We start from the raw sequence: 18,413 nt of genomic DNA on the forward strand, positions 1-18,413 counted from the left end.
TTGCTCCTACATCTGGCCCGGCGCGGCAGGGCGCGGGGCGGCGGGCATATCCATTTTTGCAAGAATATCGCGGCTGATCGGGCAACCGGCATTCGGGTCAGGGCCGAAGGTGACCATCGCTTCTTCCCAGACGGCATCGAGGGCCTCCAGGTCTTCGGGGTCATCGTCTTTCTCGGACAAAAGCGCCTCGGCCTCTGGCGAGGTTTCGACCTGCGCCAGTGTCACGATGGCGGCCATGACCGGCGCATAGACGCTTTCACGCCGCGCCAGCCGTTCGGCCAAGGCCACGATGATATGGCCCGCATCGGCCAGAATGGCGCGCGCCTGATCAAGGCTTTGCGTGGACAGGAATTCCAGCAAAACCGGCAGGTGGTCGGGCAATTCCGGGCCAACCAGATCGAAGCCGCCTGCGCGGTAGGTTTCCAGCAGGTCCACCATCGCGCCGCCACGGTCGCGGCTTTCGCCGTGAATATGCTCGAACAGATTAAGCGACAGCGTGCGCGCACGGTCGAATTGCAAGACATAGCGTTCCTGCAAGTCGTAGATATCGCCGGTTTCCAACTCGGTCAAAAGCGGTTCCAGCTTGGCGAAATGGTCTGGTTTCAACAGACCCTCTTGCAAGAGGATCTGCGCGATTTCGGGAACTGCCGCCTGCAACTCGGGTGTTGGATAGGTCAGCAAGGCGGATAGGGCGTGATAGGTTTTCATGGCTGGATGAACTCCTGCGGGCTGCGGAACTTCTTACCGCCCGAAAACAGTGAATTGCCGCTGCTGCCGGTGGAACAGCCATTGCCATCGGTAAAGCCGCAGCCCCCCTTCAGGTCATAGGCATCTTCCACCAATTCGCGGTGCGTGGTCGGGATGACGAAACGATCCTCGTAATTGGCGATTGCCATCAGCTGGTACATCTCGTCGATCTGCTGGGGCGTCATGCCCACGCGCTTGGCCACGCCAATATTGATGACTCCGTCCACAGTTTTCGACCGCATATAGGACCGCATCGCCAGCATCCGTTCCAGCGCGCTGACAACAGGGGCTTCATCGCCTGCTGTCAGCATATTGGCCAGATAGCGCACCGGAATACGCAAGGATGCGACATCGGGCATATCATCCTGCGCGCTGATCTTGCCTGCCTCTGCCGCGTTCTGGATGGGTGAAAGCGGCGGGATATACCACACCATCGGCAGGGTGCGGTATTCGGGGTGCAGCGGGAAGGCGATTTTCCATTCCATCGCCATTTTCCAGATGGGCGATTTCTGCGCACCAATGATCCAGTCTTCTGGCACGCCTTCGGCACGGGCCGCCTCGATCACCGCAGGGTCATTGGGGTCAAGGAACACATCCAATTGCGCGTCATAGAGCTGCTTTTCATCCGCCACGCTGGCGGCCTGGCTGATCTTGTCGGCGTCATAGAGCATCACACCCAAATACCGGATGCGCCCCACGCAGGTTTCCGAACACACCGTGGGCTGGCCGGATTCCAGACGCGGATAGCACAGCGTGCATTTCTCGGATTTGCCAGAAGACCAGTTGTAATAGATCTTCTTGTAAGGGCAGCCCGACACGCACATGCGCCAGCCGCGGCATTTTTCCTGATCGATCAGGACAACGCCATCATCTTCGCGCTTATAGATCGCGCCTGACGGGCAGGACGCCACGCAAGCGGGGTTCAGGCAATGCTCGCACAGGCGGGGCAGATACATCATGAAGGTGTTTTCATACTCTCCATAGATGTCTTTCTGGATGCCCTCGAAGTTGTAATCCTTGGACCGCTTGGCGAATTCGCCGCCCAGAATTTCCTCCCAGTTTGGCCCCCATTCGATTTTCTCCATCCGCTCGCCGGTGATTTTGGAACGCGGGCGCGCAGTGGGGAAGGCCTGCATTTGGGGCGCGGATTTCAGGTGGTCATAGTCGAAATCGAACGGTTCATAGAAATCGTCGATTTCGGGCAGGTCGGGATTGGCGAAGATATTTGCCAGAATCCGCCATTTGCCGCCCTGTTTGGGCACCAACTGGCCCGACGGGTCGCGCTTCCAGCCGCCATTCCAGCGTTTCTGGTTTTCCCAATCTTTGGGATAGCCGATACCGGGTTTGGTTTCGACATTGTTGAACCATGCATATTCAACACCCTCGCGCGAGGTCCAGACGTTCTTGCAGGTGACAGAGCAGGTGTGACACCCGATACATTTATCGAGGTTCAGCACCATACCGATTTGGGCACGTACTTTCATTCCGCTGCCTCCACTTTTGCGGGCTGATCCAGCCAATCCACGTTTTCCATTTTCCGAACGATGACCATTTCATCGCGGTTCGCACCCACAGTTCCGTAATAGTTGAACCCGTAGGACAGTTGCGCATAGCCCCCGATCATATGCGTAGGCTTGGGCACCGTGCGCGTGACCGAGTTGTGAATGCCCCCGCGCTGGCCGGTGATCTGGCTGCCCGGTGTATTCACGATCTTTTCCTGCGCGTGATACATGAACAGGGTGCCATCCTTCATGCGCTGGCTGACCACGGCGCGCGCCGCAATCACACCGTTGGAATTGAACACCTCGACCCAGTCATTATCGACGATGCCCGCTTTTGCGGCGTCCACTTCCGAGATCCAGACAACCGGCCCGCCACGGTTCAGCGTCAGCATCAGCAGGTTGTCGGAATAGGTGGAATGGATGCCCCATTTCTGGTGCGGGGTGATGAAGTTCAGCACCACATGCTTTTCTGCCGATTTCAGCGATTTGGTGGCGTCATGCGTGATGGTTTTCAGGTCCACCGGCGGGCGCCAAGTGACGAAGAACTCGCCAAAGGCACGCATCCATTCATGGTCCTGATACAGCTGCTGGCGCCCCGTCACCGTGCGCCACGGGATCAACTCGTTCACATTGGTCCAGCCTGCGTTATAGCAGACTTCCTCGGACTCGATGCCCGACCAAGTGGGGGATGAAATGATCTTGCGCGGTTGGGCTGCGATGTCGCGGAAGCGGATCTTCTCGTCTTTCTTGACATCGGCCAGATGGGCATGTTCGCGCCCGGTTGCCTTTTCCAGCGCATTCCACGCCTTGACTGCAACTTCGCCATTGGTTTCGGGCGCAAGCATCAGGACGACTTCGCAAGCGTCGATGGCGGACTCGATCTTGGCCATACCCTTGGTTGGGCCGTCTGTGTGGGTGCCATTCAGCGCCTTCAGGTGGTGGACTTCGGTTTTCGTATCCCACGCGATGCCCTTGCCGCCATTGCCAACCTTTTCCATCAACGGGCCAAGGGCAGTAAAGCGGGCGTGCAAGTTCGGGTAGTCGCGTTCAACCGCGATATAGGCCGGTGCGGTTTTACCGGGAATCAGGTCGCATTCACCCTTTTTCCAGTCCTGCACAAAAGGCTGTGCAAGCTCGCCGGGGCTGTCATGCTGCAAGGGCAGTTGCACGATGTCGGTTTCCACACCCAGAATTTCGGGCGCGACTTCGGAGAATTTCTTTGCAATCGCCTTGAAGATTTCCCAGTCGGTCTTGCTCTCATACGCCGGGTCCACGGCGGCTTGCAGCGGGTGGATGAACGGGTGCATGTCCGAAGTGTTCAGATCGTCCTTTTCATACCAGCTTGCCGTTGGCATGACGATGTCAGCATAGACAGCAGTGGTGGACATGCGGAAGTCGATGGTTACCAGCAGGTCAAGTTTGCCTTCGGGCGCTTCGTCATGCCATTTCGCCTCCACAGGCTTTTGGCGGCCTTCCTGCCCCAAATCCTTGCCCTGCACACCGTGGCTGGTGCCCAGCAGGTGTTTCAGGAAATACTCATGCCCCTTGCCGGACGACCCCAACAGGTTGGAGCGCCACACAAACAGGTTGCGCGGCCAGTTTTCGGGGGCGTCGGGGTCTTCACAGGACATTTCCAGCGTGCCGGCCTTCAACTGCTCAGCCACATAGGCGGGAATGTCCTTGCCTGCCGCTTTCGCTGCCGCGCCAACTTTCAACGGGTTGGTTTTCAGTTGCGGCGCGGATGGCAACCAGCCCATGCGTTCGGACCGGATGTTATAGTCGATCAGGCTTAGGCTTTCCCAATCGCCTGCGGGCGCTGTGGGCGACAGGATGTCTTTTGCAGTGACAGTTTCATACCGCCACTGGTCGGTATGGGCATACCACGCGCTGGTTGAATTCATGTGCCGTGGCGGGCGCGCCCAGTCCAGCGCGAAGGCAAGCGCCGTCCAGCCGGTTTGCGGGCGCAGCTTTTCCTGCCCCACATAATGCGCCCAGCCGCCGCCCGACTGGCCCACACACCCGCACATCACCAACATGTTAATGACCGCGCGGTAGTTCATGTCCATGTGGTACCAGTGGTTCATCGCAGCGCCGATGATGACCATGGATTTGCCACCCGTCTTTTCGGCATTGCTGGCGAATTCGCGGGCCACATGGATGATCTTGTCGCGGCTGACCCCTGTGATCCGTTCTGCCCAAGCAGGCGTGAACGGCACATCAGCATTGTAATCATCGGTCACATGGTCGCCACCAAGGCCACGATCGAGCGAGTAATTCGCGCAGAACAGGTCGAACACAGTCGTGACCAGCACTTCTGACCCATCGGCCAGCGTGATCACCTTGACCGGCACATTGCGGGTCAGAATATCGCCGCGTGCGTCATTTTCCCACTGGCCCGAGGCCATGCCGCCGAAATAGGGGAAATCAACGCCCACAACATCGTCACGGTCCTCATCAAGGATCAGCGACAGCTTGGGCTTGACCGCAGCACCCCTGGCCTTTTCTTCCAGATTCCACTTGCCCTGCTCGCCCCAGCGAAACCCGATAGAGCCATTGGGCGCAACCATCTGGCCCGAATTTTCATCAATGCAGATGGTTTTCCATTCCGCGTTATTCGCCTCGCCCAGATTATCGGCCAGATCAGACGCGCGCAGTTGGCGGCCCGGCAGATAGCTGTCGCCCTTCTTCTCCAGTTGCACCAGCATGGGCATGTCGGAATATTTGCGGCAATATTCCTCGAAATAGGGGGTCTGGCGGTCCAGATGGAACTCGCGCAGGATGACATGGCCGAAGGCCATACCCAGTGCGGCATCAGTGCCCTGTTTGGCATTCAGCCAGACATCGCCGAATTTCGCGGCTTCCGAATAGTCGGGGCAGATCACGGCGGATTTGGTGCCGCGATAGCGCGCTTCGGTGTAGAAATGGGCGTCGGGCGTGCGGGTTTGCGGCACGTTCGACCCCCATAGAAGCAGATAGCCCGCATTGTACCAATCGGCACTTTCGGGAACATCTGTCTGCTCGCCCCATGTCATGGGGCTGGCGGGCGGCAGGTCGCAATACCAGTCGTAAAAGCTCATACAAGTGCCGCCCAGAAGCGACAGATAGCGCGAACCGGCGGCATAGCTGACCATCGACATTGCAGGAATGGGCGAGAAGCCGAACACGCGGTCAGGCCCGTATTCCTTGGCGGTATAGGCATTGGCGGCGGCGGTAATCTCGGTCACTTCGTCCCAAGTGGCGCGCACAAACCCGCCTGTGCCGCGTGTGCGGGTATAGCTGGCGCGGGCGCTTGGATCGTTCTGGATGGCCGTCCATGCCTGCACAGGTGTCATATGCTTGCGCTTTTCGCGCCACAGCCGCATCAGCGCGCCGCGCACAAGCGGGGTTTTCACGCGGTTGGCGGAATACAGATACCAGCTATAGCTTGCCCCCCGCGCGCACCCGCGCGGTTCGTGGTTGGGCAGATCGGGGCGCGTGCGCGGGTAATCGGTTTGTTGGGTTTCCCAAGTCACGATGCCTGATTTGACATAGATTTTCCACGAACATGACCCTGTGCAATTCACCCCATGGGTAGAGCGCACGATCTTGTCATGCCGCCAGCGGTCACGATACACGTCTTCCCAGTCGCGGTTTTCGGTTGTGGTCTGGCCGTGGCCGTCTGAAAACGTATCCTTGCGGTTGGGTTTCAGAAAGTTCAGCCGGTCAAGAAGATGGCTCATAGCTGTCTCCGTTCAAAGTTTGGGTGGGGCGGGCGCGCGTTTGCGCCCGCGCATGTATCAGCAGGGCGTTGCCGCGCCCTTGCGGGTGTAGAAGAACCACGTCACCAGCACGCACAGGACATAGAAGCCCGCGAAGGCCCACAGCGCGCCCGCAGGGCCGCCGGTCATCGCAATCGAGGTGCCGTAGGATTTGGGGATGAAGAACGCGCCATATGCCGCCATCGCAGAGGTGAAAGCGATAATCGCGCCCGCTTCACGCTCGGCAGTTTTCAGCGCCGCCGCCTTGTCCAGTTGCGGCATCAGCAGCGGAATTTCCTTGCGCATGATCACAGGGATCATCTGGAAGGTGGATGCATTGCCCACGCCTGTCAGGAAGAACAGCGCCATGAAGCAGGCGAAGAAGCCCCAGAAGTTCCCCTCGCTGCCTGCAAGCGGCAGGAACCAGATCACGCCCGCAACAGTGAAGATCATCGCAATGAACACCCACAGCGTGACGCGCCCGCCGCCGAACTTGTCGGAAATCCAGCCGGTAAACACCCGCGACAGCGCGCCAACCAGCGGCCCAAGAAAAGCGAATTGCAGCGCGTCCACGGCAGGAAACTGCGTGCGCATCAGCAGCGGAAAGCCCGCGGAATAGCCGATGAAACTGCCGAATGTCCCGATATACAGGAAAGACATGATCCAGTTATGCTTGCGCTTCAGGATCGTCAGCTGGTCGGACAGGTTGGCTTTCGCATCTGCCAGATCATTCATCCCGAACCATGCGGCCAGGGTGAAGATCACCAGAAACGGCACCCAGACAAAGCCCGCGTTTTGCAGCCACAATTCCCCCCCGCCGGAAATGGTTTGCGACTGCCCGCCCATGGCCCCGAACACACCCATGGTGATGACGACAGGCACCACGAACTGCACCACCGACACACCCAGATTGCCCAGACCGGCATTGACAGCCAGCGCGTTGCCCTTCTGCGCCTTGGGGAAGAAGTAGTTGATGTTCGACATGGATGAGGCGAAGTTTCCGCCCCCAAAGCCGCACAAAAGTGCAAGGATCACAAAGATCGCATAGGGCGTTTCGGGGTTTTGCACCGCAAAGCCGATGCCCAGCGCGGGCAACAGAAGCGAGGCTGTGGAAATCGCCGTCCAGCGCCGCCCCCCGAAGATGGGAATGACGAAACTGTAGAAGATGCGCAATGTCGCGCCCGACAGCCCCGGCAGGGCCGCCAGCAAAAACAACTGATCGGTTGTGAACGCAAACCCGATGGCGGGCAGGCGCGCCACCACGACCGACCAGACCATCCACACAGCAAAAGCCAGAAGCAGGCAGGGGACAGAGATCATCAGGTTGCGATTGGCAATGCGTTTGCCGGTCTTCTGCCAGAAGTCACTGTCTTCTGGTCGCCAATCGGTCAGAACCGGCCCTTTGGAATTTTGTGTGGCTGTCATGGACATGTGCCTTTTCCTTATGGGTGTAGGGGGGGGGCAGACCCGGCTTGCGGGCCTGCAACAAATCATTCAGCAGGTCGGGTTTTCGCACCCAGCCGGTCAAGGGCTGCGCGCAGGTCCGCGATGGTGGCAAAGCGTGCATTCAACTGGACGGCCCCGCTGCTGCGTTCGGTCAGTTCGATCTTTTCCGATCCGTCCAGCAGGGTTGCCAGATCCGCTTCAAGCTGTTTCTTGACCGATGCCTCTTGGGCAATCTCGCGGTCGACAGATGAGATGATGTATTCATCCCCGAACCCGCCTTCCGGCTCGACCAGCCAGAAATAGCAGATTACCCACGAAATCAGCGCGCCTGCCGCAATGATGAAGAAGAACTGCTGCGGAGTGACGAACATGAACACGAACAGGTAGAACACGGCGCCAACATTGCCGTAGGCCCCTGCCATGCCCGAAATCTGGCCCGTGACGCGCCGCTTGATCGAGGGGATGATCCCGAAGGTGGCCCCCTCTGCGCCCTGCACAAAGAACGAGCACATGATGGTGATCGCAATCGCAATGATCAGCGGCCAGTTGGAATTCAGCAGCCCCATCAGCACAAAGCCAATCGCAATGCCGAACATATAGGCCAGCATCACAAAGCGGCGGTTGCCGAAACGGTCGGAGACCAGCCCGCCCATAGGCCGCGCGAACAGGTTGACGAAGGCGAAACTGGCAGCAATCAGGCCAGCGGCAGCCGCTGTCAGGCCCCATGTTTCTTCAAAGAACATGGGCAGCATGGACACAACCGCCAGTTCCGCGCCAAAGTTGGCAAAGTAAGTGGCATTCAGCGCCGCAACCGAACTGAAAGGGTATTTGTCATCTTCCGGCACGCCCTTTTTCAGGATCGGCACGTTAACCTTGATCGCCTGCCAGACCTGATAGGTCACAACAATCGCAATCGCCGCATAGATGAACACAGCGGTCATCGGGTCGATATAGCCCATGATCTGCACGCGGTAGACAAGGATCGACAGAATACCCACCATCGGCACAGTGAAGATGCACAGCAGGACAAGGTCTTTCCAGCTAGACACTTCCAAGGCGGACGCCTTGCGCGGTTTCTTGTGGGTGTCAGCGGTGGGGCCATCGGTGATGGCAAACCAGTAGAACACGCCATAGACCGCCATAACCACGCCCGATGTGGCAATCGCATAGCGCCAGCCGTCATCGCCACCATACATGGTCAGCGCGATGGTGGGCAGCGTGATCGCCGCCGCCGCAGACCCGAAATTGCCCCAGCCCGCATAGAACCCTTCGGCAAAGCCAATGTCGCGCGGCTTGAACCACAGCGCTGTCATATGGATGCCCACCACGAAGCTCGCGCCAATGGACGACAGCACCAGACGCGACATGAACAGCACTTCGCGCGTGTCACCAAAGGCAAACACGAATGTAGGGATGGCCATCAGCACCATCAGCACGGAAAACACGCGGCGCGGGCCATAACGGTCCAGCGCCATGCCCACGATAATGCGCGCAGGGATGGTCAGCGCGACGTTGGCAATGGCGAACAGGCGAATATCATCGCGCGTCAGCCAATCGACCGAACGCAGCATGGATGACGCCAGCGGCGCCATGTTGAACCAGACATAAAAGCTGATGAAAAAGGCGATCCATGTCAGATGGAGGGCCTTGATCTCGGCGTTCTTGAAGCGGAAAATATCGCTGACTTGCATGTCAGACCTCGAATTCTTGCAATGGGGTCACGCGCGTTTTGCCAAGGTCACTCGGCATGCGTGGGGATGATCAGCAGCGGGCAGGGTGCCCGGCGCGCAAGAAAGGCGCTGGTAGACCCGAAGGTCATGTGGTCGAATTCCTCGACCAGCGCATCAATCTTGCGGGTGATGAAGTTCAGCGGGCCGGGGTCGGGCTTGTGGCTGTGGCGCGCCATAACCAGCAGGTCTGGCTTGCGGTCTTCCACGGCGCGCAAGATCATCTTGCGCGCGTCCCCTTCCGCGATCAGCACAGAGGCGTTGAACCCTGCCGCTGCAAGTTCTGCGGCAGCGGATTCGGTTCCGGCCTTTTGTTCGGCATATTGTTCTGTGAACAGCGCATCTGCGCCGGCAGTTGTGCTGCCCACATCCTCCACCACCGAGATCAGCGTGATGCTGGGGTTAAGGGCTGAAAGCAGGCCGCGCACTGCATCCAGTGCAATCCGGGCATTACGGGAATTATCATATGCCAGCATTACATGCATGGGCTTCTCCTTGCGGTGCAGATGCGCTTTGGCATCCGTTCGCAAGCACCCAGTCATAGCCCCGCGCAAGAAAACTTGATCGAGATCAAAGTGCCGGACCCGAATTTTGACATTCGTATCGGATTTGGAATCTGTCAATTTTCGCACAGAATTTTTATATCTGCACATGCGAAATATGTTTTGGCGGGACTTGATCTTGCTGCGCAGCCCGCTTGATGTTAGTCAAGCTGCAACCCCAAAAATGTCAGGCAGCATCTTGCGACCCGAAGAATTACCAGAGATTCGCCATCTGCATCTGTTCCGCGATATGACGCAGGCCAGCTTTGAAACTCTGATGGCCAGTTCTTACGCACAGAATTTTCCCCAAGGGCTGGAGATTATCCGGCAGGGTGACCCAGCCGATTTTCTGCATATCGTGCTGGAAGGGTCGGTCGAATTATTCGCGCAAGGGGCGGGGCGCGAATGCACCATGGCTGTGGTCCGGCCCGTGTCCACCTTCATTCTGGCGGCCAGCATTCGTGACGCCCCCTATCTGATGTCCGCCCGCACATTAGAGCGCACACGCATCATTCTGGTGCCCGCGCCCGACCTGCGCGCCATGTTCCGGCGCGACACGGAATTTGCGGTATCTGTGATCAACGAATTGGCCGCCTGTTACCGTTCGGTTGTGCGCAGTGCCAAAACCCTGAAACTGCGCAATTCGCGCGAACGGGTTGCATCCTATCTGTTGCGCCAGTCGTTGCTGTCTGGCGGGGCCACGTCTTACACTTTGCCGGTCGAGAAACGCCTGCTTGCCTCTTATCTCGGAATGACGTCCGAAAACCTGTCGCGCACATTGCGCACGCTGGAAGCAGATGGAATCAAGATGGACGGTGCGCGCGTTATCATCACCGACCGCGAAAAGCTGACAGCTTTGGCACAGCTTGACAGGCTCATAGACGGGCCAGATGCCTTCTCTGGCCAGAGCGGCTCTGGGCTGCCTGCCGCAGAGCAGTAAAGCCGACAAACACAAATAGATGCTTTGCGCCCAAGCCCTGTTGGGCTTGGGTCAGATGCGCCGCGCGTTAAGCGCGCAGCGTGCCGCCTGTGGCCTTTGTCACCTTCTCGATAATCTTGCGGCCAAGCAGTTCGATATCTTCATCGGTCAAGGTGCGCTCTACAGGTTGCAACCGCACGGATATGGCCAGCGATTTGCGGCCCTCGCCAAACTGCGCCTCGGCCTTGGGGCCTGTGAATTCGTCAAACACGCTTACACCCGTGATCAGTGCCTTATCGGCACCTGCGGCGGCATTCACCACATTGATCGCCTCTACCTTGGCATCCAGCACAAAGGCATAATCGCGTTCCAGCGGTTGCAATGTGCTGATGCTAAGCGATTGACGGGTGGTTTTGCGCGCTTTGGGCAGGGGCGGGTTTTCGACATAAACCGTGAAAGCGACAACCGGCCCTTTCAGATCAAACGCCTTGATCACCTTTGGGTGCACTTCGCCGAACACTGCCAAGGGCAGTTTCGGCCCAAGGCTGATCACCCCTGCCCGCCCCGGATGGAACCAGTCAGGCAATTTGCGGTGGATCTGGAACTTTGCAGGCGCGCCGATAGCAGCCAGCACGGCTTCGGCATCGGCCTTGGCATCATACAGATCAACCATGCGGCGGCTGCCGAAGGGGTCGCGCGGGGCAGTTGCACCCACCAGAATACCAGCGGCCTGAACATGCTGTTCGCCCGGCTCGCCGCCGGTGAAGACGGGGCCAACCTCGAACAAGGCAAGGTCTGTGGCACCGCGCGCCTGATTGCGCGCCGCCGCCTGCAACAGGCCGGGCAACAAATCCGGGCGCATATGCGTCATTTCCGAGGAAATCGGGTTTTCCAGCCGCACAGCATCCGTTCCGCCGCCAAAGGCCGCAGCAGAGCTTGCGTCGATAAAGCTGTAGCTGACGCATTCATTATAGCCCTGCCCTGCCAGAACCCGCCGCGCCGCGCGTTCGCGCAGCTGCATTGGTGTCAGGATCGGGCGAGCAACCCCCGCTTGCGGGCGGGCCAATGGCTTGCCCTGCAATTTGCTAAGCGACGCGATGCGGGCAATTTCCTCGATCAAATCCGCCGCGCCCAGAATATCGGGGCGCCAAGTGGGCGGGCTGGCCTGATCGTCTGTCAGCGTAAACCCAAGTGCGGCCAAAGTCTCGCGCTGCTCTGCCTCGGGGATGTCCATGCCCACAAGCGAATGCACGCGGGTCGGATCGAAGCGATAGCTGCGCGCGGTGTCCGGCACAGCGCCATCCAGCACCACCTCTGACGCCTCGCCGCCGCACAACTCCAGCACCATGCGGGTTGCCAGTTCCAACCCGTCCAGCGTGAAAGCCGGATCAACCCCGCGTTCAAACCTGTAGCGGGCATCGGAATTGATCTTCAGCGCGCGGCCTGTGGCGGCGATGGTGATCGGGTCCCAATAGGCGGATTCCAGAAAGACATTTACCGTCTCATCAGTGCAGCCCGAATGCGCGCCGCCCATGATGCCTGCAATGCTCTCGATCCCCGCATCGTCAGAGATGACCATTTGCCCGGCGTCCAGCCTGTAGGTTTTGTCGTCCAGCGCCAGCACCTCTTCGCCGCCCTGCGCCGGATGGATGCGCAAGCCGCCCGCAACCTTGTCGGCATCAAACACATGCAAGGGGCGGTTCTGGTCGAAGGTGAAGAAATTTGTAATATCCACCAGCGCCGAGATCGGGCGCAACCCGATGGCGCGCAGCCGCTTTTGCAGCCAGTCGGGCGATGGGCCGTTTTTGACCCCGCGAATAACGCGGCCTGCAAATAGCGGGCAGCCGTTTTCTTTCAACTCTGGCGCAATGGTCACCGAAACGGGGCTGGCAAAACTGCCTGCAACCGGCGCTGCATCCAGCGGTTTCAGCGTGCCAAGCCCGCGCGCGGCCAGATCGCGCGCAATGCCGCGCACGCCAAGCGCATCGGGGCGGTTGGGGGTGATGGCAATATCGATCACCGGGTCGTTCAGCCCTGCATAATCGATAAACCACGCCCCCAGCGGCGCATCTTCGGGCAGATCAATGATGCCGTCATGGGCGTCCGAGAGCATCAATTCACGCTCGGAGCACAGCATGCCGTTGCTGGCCTGACCACGGATCACACCGGGTTTCAGGTCCACCCCGGTGCCGGGCACATGTGTGCCGACAGGGGCAAAGACAGCGCGCATGCCCGTGCGCGCATTCGGCGCGCCGCACACGACCTGCACTTCTTCGCTGGCCCCCTCTGGCCCATTGGGCCATGTTTCAACACGGCACAGGCGCAGACGGTCTGCATCGGGGTGGGGCGCAGCCTCGATCACGCGGGCGATACGAAAGACCCCAAGGCTGTTGGCGGGGTCGATAATCTCTTCGACTTCCAACCCCAGATCCGTCAGCGCATCGCCGATCTGGTCCAGCGTTGCGTCAGTTTCCAGATGATCCTTAAGCCAGGACAGCGTGAATTTCATGTCTCTTCCCCGAATTCGCCTGCAAAGCGGTCAGGCAGCGGCCTAGCCGATAAATTCAGCCTTGAAAAGCCGCTTGCCCAACCTGCCGCATTCTATGCCCGCTTAGCGATTGCGGGCATCGATGCTGTCATCATCCTCGTCTTCGTCCTCGTCATCATCGGGCAGGTTGAAGAAGCTGTCTGCATCGCTGTAATCGGCGGCTGTGCTGGTGCGCTCAGTTTCAGCATTCAGATCGCTGATGGTGAAATTCTCCAGACCTGCAATGCCTGCGGGCATTTTCGGCTCGGCATCCGCTTCCAGCGACTGCTCGGTCGAGACCAGCTTGCGGCGCTCGTCATCGCTCATGACGCCACCTTCCGCAGCGCGCTTGGCGGCGGCTTTCTGAACTTCCTTGTCCAGCTCCGACTGGCGGCACAGGCCCAGCGCGACAGGGTCGATGGGTTGCAGGTTCGAGATGTTCCAATGCGTGCGCTCGCGGATCGCCTCGATCGTGGAATTTGTCGTGCCAACCAGACGCCGGATTTGCGCATCTGCCAGTTCGGGATGGAACTTGACCAACCACAAAATCGAGGCCGGACGATCCTGCCGCTTGGACAAAGGCGTGTAGCGCGGGCCACGGCGTTTTTCCTCGCCCTCGGCGGCGGGGTTGTATTTCAGCCGCAACGCATAGCGCGGGTCTTTTTCGCCACGCTCGATCTCGATCGGGTCAAGCTGGTTATTGGCCACAGGGTCAAACCCTTTGACACCGCCTGCGACATCACCATCGGCAATGCCCTGCACTTCCAATTCATGCAGGCCGCAAAAATCTGCAACCTGCTTGAAGGTGAGAGTCGTGTTATCGACCAGCCAGACGGCGGTCGCCTTGGGCATTAATGGTTTTGACATGACATCAACTCCTGTCATACGAGCGCGGGCAATGCGCATGCTTCATCGGATGCCGGAACCTCGGCTACAGGGCGAACCTGCGTTTCCACGATTTCTGGAATGGTGTCCTTATAACGCGTGTATGAGTAGAGGGAAAGACGAAATGCGCAAAATCCTGTTGGCTGTATTGGCAATTATCGCCCTTTCGGGCTGGCTTTTGGTGCAGCCGCGCGAAGATGTGACTTCGCCTGACGGTTATCTGGTTCTGGCGCTAAGCTGGACACCCAGTTGGTGCGCCGCAGAAGGGGCCGCGCGGGGCGATGCGCGTTGCGAGACAGGCTCTGGTGCGGGCTGGCTGGTGCATGGGTTATGGCCGCAGCATAGCAGCGGCGGCTGGCCGGAATTTTGCGACACAGCCCATCCCGCACCGACACGCGCCGCCTTGCAAGGGATGGTGGATATCATCGGCTCGGCCGGTTTGGCGCGGCACCAATGGGCAAAGCATGGCAGCTGCTCTGGCTGGGATGCGGCCGCATATTTCGCGCAGACCCGCGCGGCGTTCAGCGGGCTGGCCTTTCCGCAGGCCATCCGGGCCGATGCGCACCCCCAACGACTCGGGCCTGATGCACTGCTGGCAGAGTTTCGCGCAGCCAACCCGCAATTCGGCCCCGATATGGTGACGCTGACCTGCCGCGCGGGACTGGCGCAGGAAATCCGTCTGTGCCTGACCCACGACCTGCAACCGCGCCGCTGCGATGACGGGCTTTTGTCACGCGGATGCAACGCGCGATCCGTGACACTTCCCGCGCAGCCCTAAGCCTGTGCCATTCGGGCAAGTTGCTGCGATATCTGTGCCGAACTTCCCGCATCAGCCCTTGCGTCGAGACTGCCCTTGACTATAACGCCCACAATTTACGCCCCAGCCCTTCCGGCACTGGGGCGAATGCGCGCGCAGGTCAGTCAGGGGTCCGTCATGCCAAAAAGAACCGACATCCAATCCATCATGATCATTGGCGCAGGGCCGATTGTGATCGGCCAAGCCTGCGAATTCGACTATTCGGGGGCGCAGGCGTGCAAAGCGTTGCGCGAAGAAGGGTATCGGGTGATTCTGGTCAACTCGAACCCCGCCACGATCATGACGGACCCCGGCCTTGCCGACGCGACCTATATCGAACCGATCACGCCAGAGATTGTGGCCAAGATCATCGAAAAGGAACGCCCCGATGCGCTGCTGCCCACAATGGGCGGGCAAACAGGGCTGAACACCTCGCTGGCGCTGGCCGATATGGGCGTGCTGGACAAGTTCGGGGTCGAGTTGATTGGCGCGAACCGTCAGGCCATCGAGATGGCAGAAGACCGTAAACTGTTCCGCGAAGCGATGGACCGGATCGGGCTGGAAAACCCCAAGGCCACGATCATTGCCGCCCCCAAGCTGGACAATGGCAAATATGACATCAACGCTGGTGTGGCCGCCGCGATTGAAGCGATCGAATATGTGGGCTTGCCTGCCATCATCCGCCCTGCCTTTACCCTTGGCGGTACGGGCGGCGGCGTGGCCTATAACCGCGATGATTATGAACGCATCTGCCGCTCTGGCCTAGACGCCTCGCCTGTGGCGCAGATTCTGGTCGATGAATCGCTGCTGGGCTGGAAAGAGTTTGAAATGGAAGTCGTGCGCGACCGCGCCGACAATGCGATCATCGTCTGTGCCATTGAAAACGTGGACCCGATGGGCGTGCATACAGGCGATTCCATCACTGTGGCCCCTGCCCTGACGCTGACCGACAAGGAATACCAGATCATGCGCAACGGCTCTATCGCTGTGCTGCGCGAGATTGGTGTGGAAACCGGCGGGTCCAACGTGCAATGGGCGATCAACCCTGCCGACGGGCGCATGGTGGTGATTGAAATGAACCCGCGCGTGTCGCGCTCATCCGCGCTGGCCTCCAAGGCGACAGGCTTTCCGATTGCGAAAATCGCGGCGAAGCTGGCCATTGGCTACACGCTGGACGAGTTGGACAATGACATCACAAAAGTGACACCGGCATCGTTTGAACCCACAATAGATTATGTCGTCACCAAAATCCCAAGGTTCGCTTTTGAAAAGTTCCCCGGATCAAAGCCCGAACTGACAACCGCCATGAAATCGGTGGGCGAGGCGATGGCGATTGGCCGCACCTTCCACGAATCGATGCAAAAGGCGCTGGCCAGCATGGAAACCGGCCTGAGCGGGTTTGACGAAATCGCCATTCCCGGCGCGCCGGACCGTGCCGCCATCATCAAGGCCATCTCTGCCCAAACCCCCGACCGAATCCGCCTGATCGCGCAAGCCATGCGCGAAGGGCTGTCAGATGACGAGATTCAGGCCGCAACCGCCTTTGACCCGTGGTTCCTTGCCCGCATCCGCGAGATCATCGACGCCGAGGCAGAAATTCGCCGCAACGGCCTGCCCGTCACTGCAGCGGGCCTGCGCGAATTGAAAATGCTGGGCTTCACCGATGCGCGCCTTGCCATGCTGACAGGGCGCGACGAAGGGCAAGTGCGCCGCGCGCGCCGCAATCTGGGCGTGAACGCCGTGTTCAAGCGCATCGACACCTGCGCCGCCGAGTTCGAGGCGCAGACCCCTTATATGTATTCCACCTATGAATCGCCCGTCATGGGCGATGTGGAATGCGAGGCGCGCCCATCGGACCGCAAAAAGGTCGTTATCTTGGGCGGTGGTCCCAACCGGATCGGCCAAGGGATCGAGTTTGATTATTGCTGCTGCCATGCCTGTTTCGCGCTGACCGATGTGGGCTACGAGACAATCATGATCAACTGCAACCCCGAGACGGTTTCGACCGATTACGACACCTCGGACCGGCTGTATTTTGAACCCCTGACGCTGGAGCATGTTCTGGAAATTCTGCGGGTCGAGCAGGAAAACGGCACCTTGCACGGCGTGATTGTACAGTTTGGTGGCCAGACGCCCCTGAAACTGGCCAATGCGCTGGAAGAAGAAGGCATCCCGATCCTTGGCACCAGCCCCGACGCGATTGATCTGGCCGAGGACCGCGAGCGTTTTCAGGAACTTCTGAACAAGCTGGGCCTGAAACAGCCCGTCAACGGTATTGCCTCGACCCCTGAACAGGCGTTCGAGATTGCGCAGCGCGTGGGCTATCCGCTGGTGATCCGCCCTTCCTATGTTCTGGGCGGGCGCGCGATGGAGATTGTGCGCGATGACGCGCATCTGGAACGCTATATCCGCGAGGCTGTGGTGGTGTCGGGCAAGAACCCTGTGCTGCTGGACAGCTACCTTGTCGGCGCGGTCGAGGTGGATGTGGATGCCTTGTGTGATGGCAGAAATGTGCATGTCGCAGGCATCATGCAACATATCGAGGAAGCGGGCGTGCATTCCGGTGACAGCGCCTGTTCACTGCCACCCTATTCCCTAAGTCCTGAAATTATTGCAGAATTGCGCGTCCAGACCGAAGCGATGGCGCTTGGCCTGAATGTTGTGGGCCTGATGAATGTGCAATTCGCCATCAAGGATGATGTCATCTATGTGCTAGAGGTGAACCCGCGCGCCAGCCGCACGGTGCCCTTTGTGGCCAAGGCGACAGACAGCGCAATCGCGTCGATCGCCGCACGCCTGATGGCGGGAGAGCCTTTGTCGAACTTCCCGCTGCGCGCGCCTATTGTCGCCAATGTCGCCCCCTCAGAACCGATGCCGATGGGCGACCCGATGACACTGGCCGACCCGCAAACCCCCTGGTTCTCGGTCAAGGAAGCGGTGCTGCCCTTTGCACGCTTCCCCGGCGTGGATACATTGCTTGGACCCGAGATGCGTTCGACCGGCGAGGTGATGGGCTGGGCGCGCAACTTCGCGCGTGCCTTCTACAAGGCACAGCTTGGCGCGGGCGTCACCCTGCCGGAATCGGGCCGCGTGTTCCTGTCGATCAAGGATTACGACAAAGGCCCCCTGATGGTGGAAGCCGCGCAAACGCTGAACGAGTTGGGCTTCTCCATCGTTGCCACACGCGGCACGGCGGATTGGCTGGGCGCGCAGGGTGTCAGCTGCGAGATTGTCAATAAAGTGTATGAAGGGCGGCCAAACATCGTTGATCTGCTGAAAAGCGGCGAGATTGTCATGGTGCTGAACACCACCGAAGGCGCGCAGGCCATTGAAGACAGTCGCGAAATTCGCGCGGTCGCGCTATATGACAAGATCCCCTATTACACGACCGCCGCAGGCAGCCATGCCGCTGTCATGGCGATCAAGGCACGCGAAGAGGGAGAAATCGGCGTGCGCGCCTTGCAGCACGCTGCCGATTGACGCCACGCATCTGCCAGTGGCACATCCCAAATCAACCAGCCGCGCGTCACATCTGATGCGCGGTTTTTTAGTCTCTGCCACAGGGCAAAACCCGTTCCCGCCGCA

The 18,413-nt window shown here is 59.5% G+C and carries 11 protein-coding genes; 3 read left to right on the forward strand and 8 right to left on the reverse strand.

The genetic code is table 11. The annotated features are described in order from the left end of the window. Positions 1-6: 6 nt before the first annotated feature. From narJ to BG455_RS09605, 6 genes are read right to left on the reverse strand one after another with little or no spacing between them, the layout of a single operon-like run. Entirely contained in the window at positions 7-708 is a 702-nt protein-coding gene (gene narJ / locus BG455_RS09580) for a nitrate reductase molybdenum cofactor assembly chaperone (protein ID WP_071469775.1), read from the reverse strand. After that, the gene (gene narH, locus BG455_RS09585) at positions 705-2,231 is read right to left on the reverse strand and encodes a nitrate reductase subunit beta (protein WP_071469776.1); all 1,527 of its coding nucleotides are present in this window, start codon (positions 2,229-2,231) and stop codon (positions 705-707) included. The genes narJ and narH overlap by 4 nt, the downstream gene beginning before the upstream one ends. Next, entirely contained in the window at positions 2,228-5,968 is a 3,741-nt protein-coding gene (locus tag BG455_RS09590) for a nitrate reductase subunit alpha (RefSeq protein WP_071469777.1), read from the reverse strand. The genes narH and BG455_RS09590 overlap by 4 nt, the downstream gene beginning before the upstream one ends. Before the next feature lie 57 nt (positions 5,969-6,025). Beyond that, positions 6,026-7,417 (reverse strand): NarK family nitrate/nitrite MFS transporter, encoded by a 1,392-nt coding sequence (locus tag BG455_RS09595; protein WP_111361235.1) that lies wholly within the window; start codon positions 7,415-7,417, stop codon positions 6,026-6,028. Positions 7,418-7,476: 59 nt separating this feature from the next. Continuing rightward, complete coding sequence (locus BG455_RS09600) at positions 7,477-9,123, reverse strand: MFS transporter (protein ID WP_071469779.1); 1,647 nt, start codon at positions 9,121-9,123, stop codon at positions 7,477-7,479. A gap of 47 nt (positions 9,124-9,170) precedes the next feature. Beyond that, positions 9,171-9,644, reverse strand: coding sequence for a universal stress protein (locus BG455_RS09605; RefSeq protein ID WP_071469933.1), 474 nt, complete (start codon positions 9,642-9,644; stop codon positions 9,171-9,173). 241 nt (positions 9,645-9,885) lie between these two features. Here BG455_RS09605 and BG455_RS09610 point away from each other — a divergent pair, with 241 nt between their 5' ends. After that, positions 9,886-10,641, forward strand: a complete 756-nt coding sequence (locus BG455_RS09610; RefSeq protein ID WP_245735516.1) for a cyclic nucleotide-binding domain-containing protein — start codon at positions 9,886-9,888, stop codon at positions 10,639-10,641. Positions 10,642-10,708: 67 nt separating this feature from the next. Here the strand turns inward: BG455_RS09610 and pheT are convergent, their stop codons facing one another. Beyond that, positions 10,709-13,129: a phenylalanine--tRNA ligase subunit beta gene (gene pheT / locus BG455_RS09615; protein ID WP_071469780.1), complete on the reverse strand. Its 2,421-nt coding sequence runs from the start codon at positions 13,127-13,129 to the stop codon at positions 10,709-10,711. Between the two features lie 102 nt (positions 13,130-13,231). Next, complete coding sequence (locus tag BG455_RS09620; RefSeq protein ID WP_071469781.1) at positions 13,232-14,014, reverse strand: DUF1013 domain-containing protein; 783 nt, start codon at positions 14,012-14,014, stop codon at positions 13,232-13,234. Positions 14,015-14,135: 121 nt separating this feature from the next. Between BG455_RS09620 and BG455_RS09625 the strand changes: the two genes are divergently transcribed. Then, on the forward strand, positions 14,136-14,810 hold the full coding sequence (locus tag BG455_RS09625; protein WP_170124734.1) for a ribonuclease T2 family protein: 675 nt from the start codon (positions 14,136-14,138) through the stop codon (positions 14,808-14,810). Between the two features lie 156 nt (positions 14,811-14,966). Then, positions 14,967-18,308, forward strand: a complete 3,342-nt coding sequence (carB, locus tag BG455_RS09630) for a carbamoyl-phosphate synthase large subunit (RefSeq protein ID WP_071469783.1) — start codon at positions 14,967-14,969, stop codon at positions 18,306-18,308. Positions 18,309-18,413 lie beyond the last annotated feature (105 nt).

The organism is Roseinatronobacter thiooxidans, assembly GCF_001870675.1.
GTDB classification, from domain to species: domain Bacteria; phylum Pseudomonadota; class Alphaproteobacteria; order Rhodobacterales; family Rhodobacteraceae; genus Roseinatronobacter; species Roseinatronobacter thiooxidans.